Here is a 15617-nt window from a genome sequence, read left to right as displayed (position 1 = left end):
GTACACGGAAGCGGAACTCGTCCTTGCAGGGGCCCAAAAACAAAAACCCTTCATGCCACCGGCAACGATTGCGGGGGAACTTCCTCCAGCCGCCCCGCTTCCAGCCGCATGACGCGGCTGCAACGGCGCGCGAACGCAAGGTTGTGGGTGGCAATGAGAGAGGTAAGACCGTAGTCGCGATGTAGCCTGGCGATCAAATCAAAAACCGCCTCAGCAGTCCGGTTATCGAGGTCGCCCGTGGGTTCGTCCGCCAAAAGCAATTTCGGCCTCGTGACCAGAGCCCGGGCGAGGGCAACTCGTTGCTGCTCCCCCCCAGAAAGCTCGCCGGAACGATGGTGCGCGCGATCCTCTAACCCCACTTCGCGCAACCACGCTGCAGCTTCTTTTTCCGCTTCGTTTCTTCTCACGCCCCGGACCAGCAGGGGCATGGCCACGTTGTCTAGCGCACTGAATTCCGGCAGTAAATAATGAAACTGCCAGACAAATCCAACCTCGCGGTTGCGAAACTCGGCTGCCGCTTCACCGGTGAGCGATTGCAGCTTTACGTGGGCGCAGTATACGTCACCTCCGGAAGCGCTATCAAGCGCTCCGAGAATGTGCAATAGGGTAGATTTACCCGCCCCCGACTGTCCCACGATGGCCAGCATCTCTCCCGTCTGCACCCGGAAGAACAAATTGTCAAAGAGCACCAAGTCCGAACTGCCGGAGCGAAACACCTTTTTGAGGTTATTGACCCGCAGAATCTCGGACTTGTCCATTGGATGCAGGCCCTTTCTCCTACGGTGCAAAGTTCCCATTGCCCGGAGCCCGAGGAGCCCCACCCGGTCTGCATCCTATGATGACACAGCTCTGCAAGCGGTGGTCGCGCGCAGGCCGTTACGTTGGTGCTGATCCCGGGTACGCCCCGGCGAACACTTTCTACTCATAACGCAACGCCTCGGCAGGGAGTATGGACGACGCCGACCACGAGGGGTAAATGGTGGCGACGAATGAGACTCCGATGGCGACCAGCGACACCCATACGCCGTCAATCGCGCGCGGGGCGAAGGGGACGTAATCAATCGAGTACACCTCGGGCGACAGCGAGATGAAGTGGTAGTGACCGCCGGCCCAGGAAAGCGCATATCCGAGCACCAGCCCGAGCGCAGTGCCGATAATCCCGATCAGCACGCCTTGGGCAATGAATATGCGCCGCACCTGCCGTTTCTTCGCCCCCATCGATATCAGCACGGCAATGTCGCGCGTTTTCTCCATTACCATCATGATGAGCGAGATGAGGATGTTGAGCGCGGCGACGAAGACGATGAGCCCGATAGTGATGAACGTGACCACGCGTTCCAGGCGCAGGGCGCGAAACAGAGCGCGGTTCTGCTCCATCCAGTTGGTAGCCATGAAGCCGGGTCCGGCAGCGTGCTGAAGCTCTGTGCCGACTTGGCCAGCTTGGTAAATGTCGGCGATCTTGAACTCGATTACCGACACCAGGTCGCCGAGGCCGAAGAGTTGCTGGGCGTCGGCGAGGCGAATGAACGCCCAGGAGCTGTCGTAATCGTAGAAGCCGGAGTTGAAGATTCCGACCACCTTGAAACGCGCGTACTTGGGCACCAGGCCGAAGGGCGTAAGCTCGCCTTGCGGGCTGATGACCATGACTACCGAGCCGACGCTGGCGCCGAGGTCGTCGGCCATGTCCTTGCCGAGAACGACGGGCGGGAACGATGCACTGCGATTAAGCGCATCCGGCACCGTTCCGGCCGTGCTCGGTTTTTGGCAATCCGCTGCGGACTGCGGAACGATACGGTCAATGACGGCGCCGACTCCAACTTCATTCCTGTTTGGAACGACTGGGCACGGAGGCTGCGGTTCCAGCGGCGCCGCCGAGCCCACGGTCACGTTCTTCAGCATGTCGCTGACCTTGCGTTCGTATTCCGGCAGGATGCCCTTCAGAATCGCGCCTTTCGCCCGCGCCCCGCGCGACACCAGCACCTGTTCGTAGATCGCGGGCGAGGCGGCAACGACGTGCGGTTCCTTGCTCAACCGCTCCAACAACGATTGCCAGTTGCGGATGCCGTCGCTTTCCACGCGCAGCAGTTGGATGTGCGAGGTCGAACCGAGCAGCCGGTTTTGCAGGTCCTGGCGGAAGCCGTTGTTGATAGCGAGCGCAATAATGAGCGAGGCCACGCCCGCCATCACGCCGGCGATGGAAATGCCGGTGATGATGCCGATTACGGCCTGGCGCCGTTTGGCGCGCAGGTAGCGCGACGCGATGAAGAGCTCGAAGGACATGAAAATAAGGTGTCAGCTATCAGCTCTCGGCTTTCAGCGAGGCACTTCATGGTAAATGATGCGGCGTAGCGAGCAACAAGAGCGATTATTGCCCGGTGGCGCGCAGGACGGCGTTGATTTCGTGGGCGGGATCGGGCGTGCAGCCACCGGAGCGCCGGTAGAGGCAGGCTTGTCCGAAGCAGCGATCGAGTTGGAAGGCGGCAGGACGCGCCGGCAGCGTATCGGTGGTGACCAGCACGTTGAATGCCGGGCTGAGGGCCGCGTCGGTGGCGGTGGTGACCGGAACGATGGGCACGTCGCGGTGCAGCCAGGTGTACCCGCCCGACCAGAACCAGTATCCGCGCAGGCCAACGCCGCACACGCCGGGTTCGCGGCTGAGGCGGGCGAAGGCGGGCAGCGCGCCGTCGTACTTCGATGCCACATAGGTTGTGTTCCAGGTGTGCACGGAAACGACCATGACCGCGATGGCGGCGATGGCGACCGCCAAGCCGGCGCGCTGCCGTCTGCGCTGCCACCAGGCAACGGCTTCCGCGATCCCGAGCGCGGCGAGTAAGACGAGCACGACCACCGCCGGGTAAACGAACCGGTATTCCTTGTGGGCGATGGCGCTGTGCGTGGCGAGCACGGTGGCAGCGACAGCGGCAAGCATGGAGCTGCGGCGCGCGCCCAGCAGAGAAAACGGCAGCAGCCATCCGACGCGCAGCACCAGTTGGCCGAAATACCAGTCCCAGGAGGCGACACCGTAGCGCGCGGCTTTGCCTGCCAGCACATTCACCTGCGCAAGACGGTAGTAGGAGACAAAGGGACGCGACCAGGTGACGGCGTCCAGCAGCCCGAAGGCGAGAATCGTGAGCGCGGCGCTGAGCAGGAGCGAGGCGCATTGGCGTCGCGGGAGGCGATGGCAAATGAAGATGAGCGCAACCAGCACTGCGGGCGCCAGTTGCACGCGCAGTCCGACCGCGATGCCGAGCAGGATTCCCGCTGCCAGCAGGCGCGCCGGGCGCGAGAGGCGGTCGCTCCAGGATCCCAGATATAAGCCGGCGACCAGCAGGTGGGCGGCGATGACTTCGTAGAGCGGCTTGGGAGCGTAATAAATGAGGTCGTACCAGAGCGCGCAAGTAGCAGCGGCGGCGATGCCCGCGTGCGCGCCGAAAAGCCGCGTGCCCCAGCGGCAGGCGACCCACAGCACGCTCAGTGAGACCATCGCGAGCAAGACGGTAATCGCGTGCAGGTAGCCAGCCGAGCCCGCCGCCATCCACGCGGTCAGACGCATGACAACGGCGAAGAATCCGGGCAGCGCCCAGTTGCGCACGCCGTCACGCCACTCCCAGGTCACCACGCCGTAGCCAAAGGCGAGGCGATGCGCGGGTTCGGTAGTCTGGAAGATTTCATCCGGCCAGTCGAGCGTGGGCCAGGCCAGCGCCAGGCCGACGCGCAGTGCCAAGGCCAGCGCCAGCAGCGCGAACACCAAGGAAACGGCTGGGAGTCGGCGTTCCTGCGACGCGGTCATCGCGCGTTCCTGGGGGGCTTGGGACATGCGCGGTAAAGTACGCGTACCATATCACGGTCAGAAATTTGCGGGCTGCACAACGGAGGTGACGTCGATGTCCATGCGCAATGGCGTGGTCTTGGGTGGCTGCATGCTGCGGACTAGAGTCGGGGCAGAATGGCGGGCACGCGCGCTTTGTAATCGCGATATTGATCGCCGAAGCGGGCTTCCAGTTCGCGCTCCTCGGCGGCGATCATGAAAGCGCCGCTGATCATGGCGAACGCGTTCAGCGCGTACAGCACGACCAGCCCGGAGCCAATCGTCCAGCCGAGCAACTCGCACAAGTGCCCGAGGTAGTAGGGATGGCGCACGCGAGCGCGGATGCCGCTGGCATTGAGGCGCTGTTCGTGCCTGTCCGGCTCAAGTTCGGAGCGGCCCAGGACCTGGTCGGTGGTGAAGTCGCGACGCGCCAGGGTGTAGATCCCAAAGCCGGTGAGGATCAGGGCGGCGGCGGGAATCCAGGTCCACGGCGTGGCATACAGCGCAAGCGTGCGCCACCGCCAAGTGATTGCGGCAACGATGATCCAGAGCGTGATCCACAGCGGCCCGACCATGCTGAGGCGCACCTTGCGCGCGCGCCAGAAGTCAATGTGCGGATGGACCAGCAGCCAGTAGCAAGGAATGGTTGCGTAGATGATTGAGATCATCCAGGCGACGGTGCAGAGGGCGCGCATTTGCATTCAGGCTTCAGGCTTCAGGCATGACGATGATCGGGAGACTGCCTGGGGCCGTGGGAAGCGCTACCGTCCCCGCACCACGAATTTTGCCGAACCCATGTTCTCGAAGCGGTCGAAGACGCGCACCACGACCACGTGCTCTCGCGCGGGCATTCCGCCGCCGGCCGGCGTGCGGCTGGGTACCTGGCGTGCCGGAGCAGCGGCGACTTCGGGAGTCCTTGCCGACTCGCCCGCCAGTGCGGCGAGGAAATCGTAGTTCTCCACGCGGTAGTCCGACAGATGCCCGACCGGCTCGAGGTACTGCCACTCGCCGGCGTCAATCGAGTACTCGGCGCGCTTGATCGGCGAGAAGCCGTCCAGGGCACGAAAGGTGATGTGCAGCGCGCTGCTCTCGCGCGCGGCATTCAGGTCCACCACCTGCGGCGGCGTGGTGTCAATCTCAAACCGCGGGCTCTCCTTGGCTGCGGTCAGCGCTTCGTCAGGAGAGTGCGAAGGCGCGTCGGAAGCGACGATGCGAATGGTATAGCCGCCGTCGGGCAGCAGCGAAGCGTCAAAGGAATAGACCTTCTCGCTAATGTTGTCCTTCAGCAGCTTCCACTGGTTTTCGCCGTCGCCGCGATAGTAGACGGAATAGACCAGTTCGTCATCGTTGTCATCGTGAGCGGTCCAGCGCACGGCGATGGACTCGCGGTCGCGCACGGCGGGAGTGGGGGCTTCAAACCGCGGCGTGGGAACGTTGCCGCCCACGGTGACGTTTTCGAGCGTCGGCTTGGGCATGGTCTGGAAGCGGGCGCCCGATTGCACGTACACGTCCTCAATGACCGGGGCGACGTTCTTGGGCAGGTAGTTGACGAGCACGCTGTTGATGGTTGGGCTCGGCGTGCCGGGATGCAACACGGCCTTCCATTGCACGAAGCGGGCCGGCGGCACATCGAGTTCGCCGCCTTTGGCGAAATCAATTTTCTTCCATGGGCTCCAGTTGCGGTCAGGATTGTCCACGTTGCCGCTGCGCGCGTACAGGTCGAAGGCGCCGCTGCCGCGCACTTCGGCACGCCCCCAGCGCGAGAAGATGTGGCCGTCGAAGACGTCGCTCTCGTAAGTGCCGTCGGAATCAGGCACGGCGCCCAGCGTGAAAATCTTTCCGAGATTGCTGGTGGCCGCGTACACTCCGCCATCGGGCGCCTGCGCCAGCGCGGTCACCTGGGTGGCACTGGCTTTCACCAGGTCGGTAAAGCTGCCCGCGTCGCGGATGACGTACACGCGCCCCTTGTTGCCGGTGCCGGCAAGCAACTGCCCGCGCTGATCGAAGGCGAGGGAGTAAACCACGTCCTCGCGCGAACTCCAGATGCGGCGTGGCGAGCCGTCAGGCGCGATCTGATAGATTTCGGAACCGCCGGTAGCGGCGAAGGCCGGGAACGGAATGTTCATGGGCACCGGTTGCGGCACGGCCTGGTGAATGGCTCCGGCGGTGGGGCCAGTGGTGACGGTTATCGTCGGCGCCGGCGAGAGGACTGGCTGCACCGCGGTCGGCGCGGTTGCGGCGCGCTTCTCGCCCACGCCCGCAGCATAAATGTTACCGGCCTTGTCGATGGCGAGTGCGGTAATCTCCTTCTTCGGCGCGCTGTACAGTACAAACGCATCGCCGGCGGGCGAGATGCGGTACACCAGTCCGCTGCCGTCGGAGCCGGCGATCAGGTTGCCCTGCGGATCGAAGGCGAGGGCGCGGATGTGCGCTTCGTCGCTCTTGAAGAACAGCGCGTGTTCGCCATTCTTTTCCACACGGAAAATTTCGCCCTGGTCGCCGGTGGCGACGTAGATGCGCCCTTGCGCGTCCTCGGCGAGGTCCCAGATGTACTTCGTTTGGGGATCGAAAAAGACCGACGCGGTATAGCTGGCGTCCACGGGGACCTTGGCTTTGTCCTGTTGCTGGGAACCGGATGCGCCCGCTTCCGGCTTCGGTGGCGACGCGGGCACGGCGCCGCGAACCATCTTGTACACCTTGCCGTCGGGCGAAGTGGCGGCGTAGATGGCGCCACTGGCGTCCACCACCAGCGCCTGCACCTGCAATTCCTGGGGCTGGAAAATGATGCTGGTCTGGCCCGAAGGCGTGACGCGATACACGCGCGCCGGCGCTCCGGCCGCGGCATAGATGTTTCCCCGCGCGTCGCCGGCGATGGCCCAGATGTAGGTGGAAGGCGTGGTGTAGGCGGGTTTCAGCGAAGGCGCCAGCTCCAGCCCGCCCTCACTGCGGATGGCGACGCCCTTGGCCGTGCCCTTCTCCAGTTCCTCGAACTTGCTCTGTTCCCAGATGCGGGTACCTTCGGCGAGGGCAAGGATAGAGAGGATAAGCAGAACAACCAGCAAGAACAGCTTTCGCATTAAGAATCCTAAGAGGGGAATTAACAACAGCGTACCACAGCAGGCAGCGGTCGGAGGCTGGCGGTCAGGAGAAGCAAGAAGCCCCCGCACCTACGGCGGGGGCTCATGGGGGAAGGCAAACTATTAGGCGTCGAAGACCGTGGTGGGCTCCTCGTCGTCGAGCTTGGAGGTCTGCAGCACGACCTCCACCGCGTCGAGCATCGCCAGCATCGATTCGCGGTCGGTCTCCAGGCCGCTGCTCAGGCAGGCGCGATCCATATTGAAAGTGTTCAGCTTGGCGCGGCGGTCATCGGTCGCTTCCGCAGGCGGGATGCCGAGGTCGGGCATCATCCAGGCGCCAACCAGAACTTGGAGATGATCGGTGCAGCAGAGGTGGCAGATTCCCGGCTGGGCGGCGAGCTTGTCGTCCCACTCGATGATGTCGATGTTGTGGGCGCGCGGCTGGTCGCTCACGAGCAGCCAGTTGCTGTGATCGGAATCCTCGATGCCGCAGATCTCGCATTTGTAACCGTGGACCTGGCTCATAACGCGCCTCCCAGGTTAAGCCTGAAGACTTAGACGATTGCGCAGGCTGCCTGTTTGTCCCTTACAACCCGAAATGCGGAATTTTGTCTTGCCAAGGGTTCGGCATGGGGCATCGTCGTCAGCGGGGCCACGAACAAAGCTCCACGTCCGGCGATTTCCAACAGCATCTTCTGGTTCCGCAGGACCAGAGTGGCACCGCGCACTTCAATCAGCTTCTGCTTCTTGAAGCGCGCCATCGCGCGGGTCACTGTCTCGCGCGTCGTGCCGATCATTTGCGCAATCTCCTCGTGGGTCAACGTCATTTTGAAGGAAGGCGACTCGTTGGTAACGTTACCTTCAGAATGATCCTCGCCCCAGCCCAGCAGCAGGCTGGCCAGGCGCCAGTCGGCGGAACGCGAAAGGCCCACCCAGCGCAGTTCCCGGCAGGCATTGTTGTACTGCTTGCTGATCTGGATGGCGGCGAGGAGGCAGGCTTCCGAGTCCTCGCGCACGAAGCGCAGAAAATCCTCGCGGCGGATGAAGTTCACCTGGCAGGGGCTGAGCGTCTCCACGGTGGCTTCGTAGGCCTTGTCCATGACGCAGGCGCTGAGTCCGAGGACCTCGCCCGGGCCGGCAATCTTCAGAATCAGAGTGCGGCCGTCCGGCGACACGACCGAGAGTTTGGCCTGCCCGCGGCAGATCATGTACACCCCGCGCGGCGCCTGCCCTTCGACAAACAGCACCGCCCCGTGCGGGTACGAGGTGACGAAGGAGATCGCTTCCAGCCTCTTCAGCGTGGCCGCCGGCAGTTGACAGAAGAAGCCGGCTGAGCGAGCGCCGCAGTGATCGCAGGATTCGCTCGGCTGAAGGTTGTACGGGGTGCGATAGGTTGACATTGCCATCAGTCCTCCGGAGGCCGCTGCCTCCCCATTCCCCTGCTCGAAGCGCTGTTTCCAACTTGGAGCAAAAGCACGGCGGTAGCCAAAGCGTCACCGCCGGATTTGATGAGCGCGCACGCGTTTAGAATCAGCTATTTGCGATGGAATACCCGGGGCTCTGTGCGCGCGGTCACAGCATTCTGTGAGCGTAACCGCACAGGCCGGCGGACCAGGATGGGTGAAATTGCGCAGGGGGAGAGTTTGCGAATGAGGAGGCAGGAATCAGGAGTCGGGCGCTGACCGCCGACTCTTTGACCCCTGGTTCTTCCGCTTACTTCACCGTCACGGTAATGATCTGGGCTCCCGAAACCACGTAGTCCAGCGGGGTGGAGGCCTCGTTGACCGACGACTCGCCCACGACCACCATGTCCTGCGTTCCGCGCATGCCTTCCATGACGTTCATCACCGACAGCGGCAGGGCCGGCATGACCTTGTCTTCCACCATGGCTTGCGGGTTGGCCTCCAGCAGCGAGACGTAGAGACGGTCGTTAGAGTGCTCCTTGTTGAGCAGGGCGATGGTGGAGGCCAGGTCCATGCGGTGCCCGAAATTGCTGCCGATATTGCGCATGCGGTCCAGCGTGTTGCCGTCGCTGATCAGGATGCGCAGGGTTCCTTTGGGGGTGGAGGTCGGAATCTTCACCGGAATCTGGCGCACGATACGCTCGCCGCGGTAAGGGCGAAGCGCGGACTCGATCACGATGTCATCGCCCGGGCGCGCTTCGGTCACGTCGGTGCGCGCGCTCTCCAGTTGCGCCGAGCGGCGCTCGCGCACGATGTCGAAATCCAGTTCGACAGCCCTGATCTTGGCCTTGTCGTACGGGTTCTGGTAGATGCGTCCAAAGCGCTCGCCCAGTGAAATGGCGGAGGCAAAGGCGGTGGGTGCGCCGGCGTCGGAGGGCGCGTACATATTCTGGATGTGAACCGTCGGATAGCCCTGGACACTGATGCTGCCGGTCATGCGGTAGGTGACATCCTCGCCCGCGTCGTTGACCCCCTGCAGCGCGCTGAACAGGGTGGCCATCATGGCCACCGGAGTCAGCTTGCTGTTGTTCAGAACCTCATAGTGAAACTGCTTGGGCTGGTTGGCGTCGTGAATGGTGAGCGTGACCGGGATCATTTCCGGTTGCTTGCCAAAGCGGCCAAGGATGCCGGTGTGGCGATCCTGTACGAACGCGCCCACCGGTTCGGTGGTGTTGACGATCTTGAAGGCATTGAGCGGCGAAGGCAGCGTGGCCAGCACGCGCGCCTTGGTCATGGGCATGTCCACCTTGCCGAACTGCAGCAGGGGATGGCCGCAGGCGAGCAGGCGCTGCGGGTCCATGTAGGTGACAGTGCAGGTGGCGGCGATGTTCAGGTCGCCGCGCACCAGGATGGCGCTGACCGACGACCCGGGTTCGATCGGCTCAGGCTGTCTCTCATTCGACACCGAACCGGCGCCCATCACGGGCACGATGCCGGCGTTGGCGAACTGCGGAGCGAAACGGTTGACCGCGTCCTGGGTGAACCCGGTGAAGACCAGGGGCGTCTCGATCGGACGCAGCAGGTTGACGGCGCCTGCGATGCCGCTCGGCGTTCCCGGGCCGCTGCTGGGCGTCGTTTCGCTTTTGGCGGAAGGAATGGATTGCCCGTCTGCCGCCGGAGTGTTGTCGAGAGCGTTGATCTCCAGCATCTTCTCGATCGGCGTCACGCCGGCGATCGGCTCCTTGGAAAATTCACCGATACGAAACGCCAGGGCGCCCATCAGCCTGCCGTCCACGTAGACCGGGCTGCCGCTCATGCCGGCGACCACGCCCGTGTACTCGACTCTCTTGCCGTGCAGACGCACCAGAATGATGTCGCCTTTGGGACCGTTGGCGTTGCGCAGCACGCCGAGAACTTCCACGTCCATCGGCTCCGGCGTGACGCCTTGGAACACGGTGTAGGCGACGCCGCGCATTCCCGCTTGCACTTCCGACAGCGGCAGGATTGGCGTGGTCGTTTGCGGCGCGATGGCAGGCGTTTCGGCAAGGGCAACGATCGCAATCAGCAGAACGAGCCCGAGGAGAAGAAGGCGCGGCAACACAGCTTTGTTCATACCACCTGGTGGACGGCGCGCGTGAATCTCGGCTCGCGCAGTCAGTTCATCCTTTCCACAAACCCGCTTGGAAAGCGAGAGTTGCGGGACCGCAATCCCTGCGTGGAGGGGATGGATTGCACGATCACGCGCAGTGAAAAAGCGGAGTAGCCCATCTATACTAACGTATAGAGACGACGAAGGGAATTCCTCATGTTGGATGTGAAATGCCTTACTTCCGGCGGCGCGGCCCTGAGGCGCGCAGTTGCGGCAATGGTAGTGATCGCAGCCTTCGCCGTGATCCTGGGCCTCCCCGCGTGGGCGCAGCAGGTGCCGTCACCGCCGCCCGCGGGGAAACCGACGCAGCCGGCGCCGGCGGAAGCCGGCGGGCCGGAGGGCGACATCGGACCGATGGCGGTCCCGAAAAAAGGCGAAGCGCCGCCGGAACCCAAGCCGCAGCCACCCAAAAAAATCGAGGGCATGCCCGAATATTCCCTGAAAGTGGACACCGCCCTGGTGCAGGTGCCGGTGCTGGTTACCACCAAGGACGGCCAGTTCATCCCCGGGCTGAAAGAGGGAAACTTCCGCGTCCAGGAGGACGGCGTGCCGCAGCGCATCACGAAGTTCGAGGTGTCGCAGGCGCCGATCACCGCCGTGCTGCTGGTCGAGTTCGCCGCGCGCAGTTACTCTTTCATGTACGACGCGCTCAACGCCTCGTATGCCTTCGCGCAAAGCCTCAAGCCCGAGGATTGGGTGGCCGTGGTGGCCTTCGATATGAAGCCCTTCATCGTCACCGATTTCACCCAGGATAAGCAGAAGATTTTCGGGGCGCTGAACACCTTGCGGATTCCCGGCTTCAGCGAAACCAATGTGTTCGACGCGCTCTACGACACGCTGGATCGCGTGGACGGTATTGCAGGCCGCAAATACATCATCCTGGTGGCCAGCGGCTGCGACACCTTCAGCCGCATGACGTATGACAAGATCCTGAAGAAGGTTAAGGCCACGCCGAACGTCACCATCTTCACCATCAGCACCGGCGAGGCGCTGCGGATCTGGGCGGAAGCGCGCGGCGGGGGCGGCGGCGGGGGTCTGTTCCCCTGCACCACGAGCATTGATTTTTTGCAGGCCGACAACCAGATGAACACTTTCTCCAAGATGACCGGCGGACGCTGGTTCAAGCCGCGCTTCGCGGGCGAGATGCCGGAAATCTTCCGCGACATCGGACAGAACATCCGCAACCAGTACGTGCTCGCCTATCACCCCACCAATTCGAGATTGGACGGCACTTACCGCAAGCTGAAGGTGGAGGTGGTGGCGCCCGACGGCGGTCCGTTGCACGTGCGTGATCAGAAAGGCAAGGACCTGAAGTTCCAGGTCACCGCCCGCGAAGGCTACACGGCGCAGCATCAGGTGGAGTAGTTAGGAGCTAGCGCGCAGAGTCCGTATTGCTCTCATGTCGCGGCGCGATCTTCGCGGCCATCGTCTTGGCCTCCTGGAGCACCGCCTCCAACTCCCGCTGCAGCGCCTGGTCGAACGCCTTTCTGGCCACCGCCTTCTCCGCCCTTGACCACTTCGGGTCGCGCATCATCGTGTAGCCACCATGGGCGCCGGAACTGGCCATGTTGCCGCTAACTCCTAACTACTAACTCCTGCCTAAAGCTTGGGAAGAATTTCCTCGAGCGCCCACTGGGTGCGGTCGACGCTCTTCTTGACCGTCGCGAGTTGTTGCTGGTCGGCGTAGGAATAAGCGGAGAGCGAAATCACCTGCAGCGCGTTGCGCACGTGGTGGTTCATCTCCGCGATCACTTCCAAGCGCTGCCGCAACTGGCGGCGGCGGTCGCGCTCGTACTGCAGGAGACGAAACACCAGGACGCCGGAAATCAAGGCGGCCAGGCAATCGGAGACTTCGAGGGCCACGCGCCGGGTTTCGTGCTCGCGGAGAATGAACCAGTCCAAGCCGGCGCTGAGAAAAAACACGGCCGCCGCCGCCGCCACCGCCAGCGAAACCAGTTTCCATCGCAGATACGGAAACGCGCGCAGCGCTGGCGCCGCGGGCCCGACTTCAGGCGCTGGCTTGGAATTCTTGGAGGGAGTATTCATGGCTGGTGGCAACCATTCTACTCATTTGCTGGAGCAGGGCGTCGAGGCGTGCGGGAGTCAGCCCGCGTCGCGATCGCGCGGCAGCACGTTGTGCTGCTCGGCGTGGCGCGCGCTGCCCTCGAAGGGCTCGAAGGTGGGCTCCACCCGCGGCAGCACCTCCGACAAAGCCCACCGGATGCGCAGAATGGCCTCGTTGATGACTGCCGCTTCCTTGCGGTCTTTCAGAGTGCCGGCGGCAAAGGCCAGCGACTGCAGCGCGTTGCGGATGTTGTGGTTCACTTCAATGAGCGCTGCCATGCGCTCCTCGATGCAGCGGCGCTGTTCGCGCCCGTACGCCAGCAGGGTAAACACCAGCGTGGCCGCCAGCAAGGCGACCAGGGCGTTGGACACCACGATGGCCAGCGGCGTTTCCCGGCGCTGGAGCAGCACGAGATCGAATCCCACGCTGCCAATGAACATGACAGCGCCGACGGCGCCGGCGAACAGCCACAGGTTGCGCGTCAGCATCAGCAGCCAGAGGCGGCGCAGCGGCGCCTCTGGCTCCGCTGCGAGAGGCGGAGAGTGATCCCCAGGGATGTTTTCGGAAGCAGCCACGGATGCCGGGATTCTACTCCGCGGTGCACGCTAGTGCACATGTAAAACGTGGTCCATCAGGAAGAGACATCCCACGCCGAGAAACACCACCAGCGCCATCTTGATCCCGGGCTCGCGGTTGACTTCCGGAATCAGGTCCGAGGCCGCGACGTAGATGGTGACACCCGCCGAGACCGGCAGCCCCACGCTCACCGCCTGCCGCGTGATCACCATGGTCAGCACCCCGAGCAGCGTGGCCGCGCCCAACAGCACCGACGATCCCCACGCCAACGCGCGGCTGCGGCCGCTGGCCAGCATCACCGAGGCCACGGTGAAGCCTTCCGGAATCTTGTGCAGGAACACGGCGAAAAAAATGACCCACCCCAGCCCGGTGGAAACCAAGAAACCGGAGGCGATGGCGATGCCGTCGAAGAAGGTGTGGATCACCAGCCCCAGCAGTACCGACCACGACTTGTGCTTCTGCACGAACTCGTCTTCGTGCGTCTCCTCGCCAAAATGAAAATGCGGCGAGACCGTGTGCTCGAAAAAATGAACAATCAGGTAGCCGACCAGCACCAGGAACCCGGCGTCTCGTCCGCGCAGGCGCACGCTCTCCGGCACCATCTCCATCAGCGCGGTGGCCAGCATGAATCCGGAACCGAGGGCCACGAAATATTTCAGGTAGCTGTAATGCCACCGCTTCCACGCGATGACCGCGCCGCCGAACACGTTGGCGGCGGCGGCGGTCAGGCCCAGCAGCACGCTGATGGAAATGGGGCTCATCGGGAAGGGAGCAGGATAACAGAGCGCAATTGACGAATTACAGAATCGACGAATTGCAGAATGAAACGCGAATCTCGATTTCCATTTTCGCGATTCCGGAATTCGTCAATTCGACAATGGGGAAATCAAGCAAATTCCGCGCCCGAACCCGCCAAAGCAGCACCTGAACAGTAATGAAGGCGAGCCCAGCCGAATTTGACGGCGTCCTGCGGCGTGTATTAATCTGGCCGCACACTGAGAAAGGAGGTGGTCCAGGTCAATGATTGACAGTCATATACAAAACCGCAGTGAGGTGTCTGAGGCTTAGAGCGGTACGCTCTAAACCAAACCTCTAGTTCCGGTGTGTTTGGCCCAAACGCCACTCCAGAGCAGTGCTGGAGTCCCGGAGGCTCACAGGTCGCAGTCGCCCCAGGCAGCAAGCCGCGCCGGGCAACGATTAGAGTGACCGCCTCAGGCCAATCTCAACAGACTACCGGCGACCCGCGTGCCGCAATCGAGCCGCGGGTCGCTTTGTTTTGGGAAGCGTCGTTGGTCGCGTTGGTTAGAACAAATTTCAACGATCAGAGCAGTTTCAGAATTGGTGTAGCCGAGAGAGGGAACACCCAGATCCCTCGACTCGGGGTTCCCGGGCACGGCCACCCCAGCACGCGAAAGACAGGCGTGCTGGGAACCCCGGTAGAAACGCGTGGGAGCCCTTCCTCGCTCGGGATGACATCGGCTACTGAACCTGTTCCCGGTCCAGCGCCTTGCAAATCACCTTCTGCGCCGTTTCGGTGATCGCGAAATTCGCCACCTCTTCGCGCGTGATCCACCTTGCTTGCGCAGCATCGCCACCGGCCCTGAGTTCGCCGCTCACCGCGCGACAGAAAAAGTCGATCAGCACGTAGTGATAGCGGGCACGGCCTTCGTGGTCGCGGTAGATGCTGTCGAAAACATCGAGCACGTCGAACGCCTCGATCTGCAACCCGGTTTCCTCCAGTGCCTCGCGGGCGGCGCCCTGGCGCAGGGTTTCGCCAACCTCGAGCGCGCCGCCGGGAATGGACCAGTGCCCCTTCAGCGGCTCGGCGGAGCGCTGCACCACCACCACGCGGTGGTCGCGCACGATCACCGCACCCACGCCGACCAGCGGCCGATCCGGATAATCACGTTTCATGAAGCTGACAGCTACGAAAAGAACCCTCTCGGATTAAAGTCCACGATCTTCCATCCCTTGCGTCCGCGCTCCATCTCGAACTTCAACTGGCCGTTGCGGCGGATGGGGGTACCCCCGGCGCGCGGGATCTCCTCCATTTCAAAATCCACCAGCACCACGCCCTTGGAGCCCTCGACGGTGCTCTGCGTGATGCGGAAGTGCACGCGGAAGGAATCGTAGCGCTGCATCATGGCGTCGATTTGGTCTTCGAAGGTCAGGTAGCCGTCCATCTTGTCCTGGTCGAAGGCGGACAGCAGCAGGCGCTGGCTGTGACCTTCCAGGCCGTCGCGCAGGTCGTTCAGCACGTTGTTCGCCACCGCCTGGGAGAACACGGCGCTGTCGTAGGCATCCTCGGCCTTCGCCTTGTCCTTCTTCTTCTTGTCTTTCTTATCCTTCTTGTCTTTGTTCTGGTCCTTCTTCGGTTGTTCCTGGGTGGACCCCGGCGAATAGGGGTCCTGCTGGGCGGCGGCAAGCCAGGAACTGAGACCGAAGGCGGCCAGGATGGCGAGGGCGAGCACGAACCTGCGCATATGAATTCCTCTCACTGTTGAGATGCCGCTCATTCTACTCCGGTCACCCGATGGGC

General features: G+C 63.0%; 15 protein-coding genes. 1 reads left to right on the top strand and 14 read right to left on the bottom strand.

Features of this window, described 5'->3' with window-relative positions:
- Positions 1-50: 50 nt before the first annotated feature.
- From LAN64_05945 to LAN64_05910, 8 genes are all read right to left on the bottom strand, one after another.
- On the bottom strand, positions 51-758 hold the full coding sequence (locus LAN64_05945) for an ABC transporter ATP-binding protein (GenBank protein ID MBZ5567378.1): 708 nt from the start codon (positions 756-758) through the stop codon (positions 51-53).
- 160 nt (positions 759-918) lie between these two features.
- Positions 919-2280 carry an FtsX-like permease family protein gene (locus LAN64_05940; GenBank protein ID MBZ5567377.1) on the bottom strand — a complete coding sequence of 454 codons (1362 nt, stop codon included), beginning with the start codon at positions 2278-2280 and terminating at the stop codon, positions 919-921.
- An 85-nt stretch (positions 2281-2365) separates the two neighbouring features.
- Positions 2366-3817: a hypothetical protein gene (locus LAN64_05935; protein ID MBZ5567376.1), complete on the bottom strand. Its 1452-nt coding sequence runs from the start codon at positions 3815-3817 to the stop codon at positions 2366-2368.
- Positions 3818-3930: 113 nt separating this feature from the next.
- Complete coding sequence (locus tag LAN64_05930; GenBank protein ID MBZ5567375.1) at positions 3931-4509, bottom strand: isoprenylcysteine carboxylmethyltransferase family protein; 579 nt, start codon at positions 4507-4509, stop codon at positions 3931-3933.
- Positions 4510-4569: 60 nt separating this feature from the next.
- Entirely contained in the window at positions 4570-6885 is a 2316-nt protein-coding gene (locus tag LAN64_05925) for a hypothetical protein (protein ID MBZ5567374.1), read from the bottom strand.
- 123 nt (positions 6886-7008) lie between these two features.
- Positions 7009-7410, bottom strand: coding sequence for a hypothetical protein (locus LAN64_05920; protein MBZ5567373.1), 402 nt, complete (start codon positions 7408-7410; stop codon positions 7009-7011).
- Between the two features lie 29 nt (positions 7411-7439).
- Positions 7440-8285, bottom strand: a complete 846-nt coding sequence (locus LAN64_05915; GenBank protein MBZ5567372.1) for a Crp/Fnr family transcriptional regulator — start codon at positions 8283-8285, stop codon at positions 7440-7442.
- Positions 8286-8598: 313 nt separating this feature from the next.
- Positions 8599-10401: a SpoIVB peptidase S55 gene (locus tag LAN64_05910; protein ID MBZ5567371.1), complete on the bottom strand. Its 1803-nt coding sequence runs from the start codon at positions 10399-10401 to the stop codon at positions 8599-8601.
- 192 nt (positions 10402-10593) lie between these two features.
- Here LAN64_05910 and LAN64_05905 point away from each other — a divergent pair, with 192 nt between their 5' ends.
- Positions 10594-11802 carry a VWA domain-containing protein gene (locus LAN64_05905; protein MBZ5567370.1) on the top strand — a complete coding sequence of 403 codons (1209 nt, stop codon included), beginning with the start codon at positions 10594-10596 and terminating at the stop codon, positions 11800-11802.
- A gap of 7 nt (positions 11803-11809) precedes the next feature.
- Here the strand turns inward: LAN64_05905 and LAN64_05900 are convergent, their stop codons facing one another.
- From LAN64_05900 to LAN64_05875, 6 genes are all read right to left on the bottom strand, one after another.
- Entirely contained in the window at positions 11810-12004 is a 195-nt protein-coding gene (locus LAN64_05900; GenBank protein MBZ5567369.1) for a hypothetical protein, read from the bottom strand.
- Positions 12005-12036: 32 nt separating this feature from the next.
- The gene (locus LAN64_05895) at positions 12037-12483 is read right to left on the bottom strand and encodes a hypothetical protein (protein MBZ5567368.1); all 447 of its coding nucleotides are present in this window, start codon (positions 12481-12483) and stop codon (positions 12037-12039) included.
- A 57-nt stretch (positions 12484-12540) separates the two neighbouring features.
- A complete protein-coding gene (locus LAN64_05890; GenBank protein ID MBZ5567367.1) occupies positions 12541-13077 on the bottom strand; it encodes a hypothetical protein in 537 nt (178 codons plus the stop codon).
- Positions 13078-13107: 30 nt separating this feature from the next.
- Complete coding sequence (locus tag LAN64_05885) at positions 13108-13839, bottom strand: ZIP family metal transporter (protein MBZ5567366.1); 732 nt, start codon at positions 13837-13839, stop codon at positions 13108-13110.
- A 718-nt stretch (positions 13840-14557) separates the two neighbouring features.
- A complete protein-coding gene (locus tag LAN64_05880; GenBank protein MBZ5567365.1) occupies positions 14558-14992 on the bottom strand; it encodes an NUDIX hydrolase in 435 nt (144 codons plus the stop codon).
- Positions 14993-15003: 11 nt separating this feature from the next.
- Positions 15004-15561 carry a hypothetical protein gene (locus tag LAN64_05875; protein MBZ5567364.1) on the bottom strand — a complete coding sequence of 186 codons (558 nt, stop codon included), beginning with the start codon at positions 15559-15561 and terminating at the stop codon, positions 15004-15006.
- Positions 15562-15617: the final 56 nt, after the last annotated feature.

Source organism: Terriglobia bacterium (assembly GCA_020073185.1).
Lineage (GTDB): Bacteria > Acidobacteriota > Terriglobia > Terriglobales > Acidobacteriaceae > JAIQGF01.
The sequence above is the reverse complement of the archived record's forward strand: the minus strand, read 5'-3'. Positions and strand labels throughout refer to the sequence as shown.

Excerpts from the sequence above, each read along its gene's own strand:
- LAN64_05945 (MBZ5567378.1), bottom strand. The coding sequence starts at position 758 with ATGGACAAGTCCGAGATTCTGCGGGTCAATAACCTCAAAAAGGTGTTT.
- LAN64_05940 (MBZ5567377.1), bottom strand. The coding sequence starts at position 2,280 with ATGTCCTTCGAGCTCTTCATCGCGTCGCGCTACCTGCGCGCCAAACGG.
- LAN64_05935 (MBZ5567376.1), bottom strand. The coding sequence starts at position 3,817 with ATGTCCCAAGCCCCCCAGGAACGCGCGATGACCGCGTCGCAGGAACGC.
- LAN64_05930 (MBZ5567375.1), bottom strand. The coding sequence starts at position 4,509 with ATGCAAATGCGCGCCCTCTGCACCGTCGCCTGGATGATCTCAATCATC.
- LAN64_05925 (MBZ5567374.1), bottom strand. The coding sequence starts at position 6,885 with ATGCGAAAGCTGTTCTTGCTGGTTGTTCTGCTTATCCTCTCTATCCTT.
- LAN64_05920 (MBZ5567373.1), bottom strand. The coding sequence starts at position 7,410 with ATGAGCCAGGTCCACGGTTACAAATGCGAGATCTGCGGCATCGAGGAT.
- LAN64_05915 (MBZ5567372.1), bottom strand. The coding sequence starts at position 8,285 with ATGTCAACCTATCGCACCCCGTACAACCTTCAGCCGAGCGAATCCTGC.
- LAN64_05910 (MBZ5567371.1), bottom strand. The coding sequence starts at position 10,401 with ATGAACAAAGCTGTGTTGCCGCGCCTTCTTCTCCTCGGGCTCGTTCTG.
- LAN64_05905 (MBZ5567370.1), top strand. The coding sequence starts at position 10,594 with ATGTTGGATGTGAAATGCCTTACTTCCGGCGGCGCGGCCCTGAGGCGC.
- LAN64_05900 (MBZ5567369.1), bottom strand. The coding sequence starts at position 12,004 with ATGGCCAGTTCCGGCGCCCATGGTGGCTACACGATGATGCGCGACCCG.
- LAN64_05895 (MBZ5567368.1), bottom strand. The coding sequence starts at position 12,483 with ATGAATACTCCCTCCAAGAATTCCAAGCCAGCGCCTGAAGTCGGGCCC.
- LAN64_05885 (MBZ5567366.1), bottom strand. The coding sequence starts at position 13,839 with ATGAGCCCCATTTCCATCAGCGTGCTGCTGGGCCTGACCGCCGCCGCC.
- LAN64_05880 (MBZ5567365.1), bottom strand. The coding sequence starts at position 14,992 with ATGAAACGTGATTATCCGGATCGGCCGCTGGTCGGCGTGGGTGCGGTG.
- LAN64_05875 (MBZ5567364.1), bottom strand. The coding sequence starts at position 15,561 with ATGCGCAGGTTCGTGCTCGCCCTCGCCATCCTGGCCGCCTTCGGTCTC.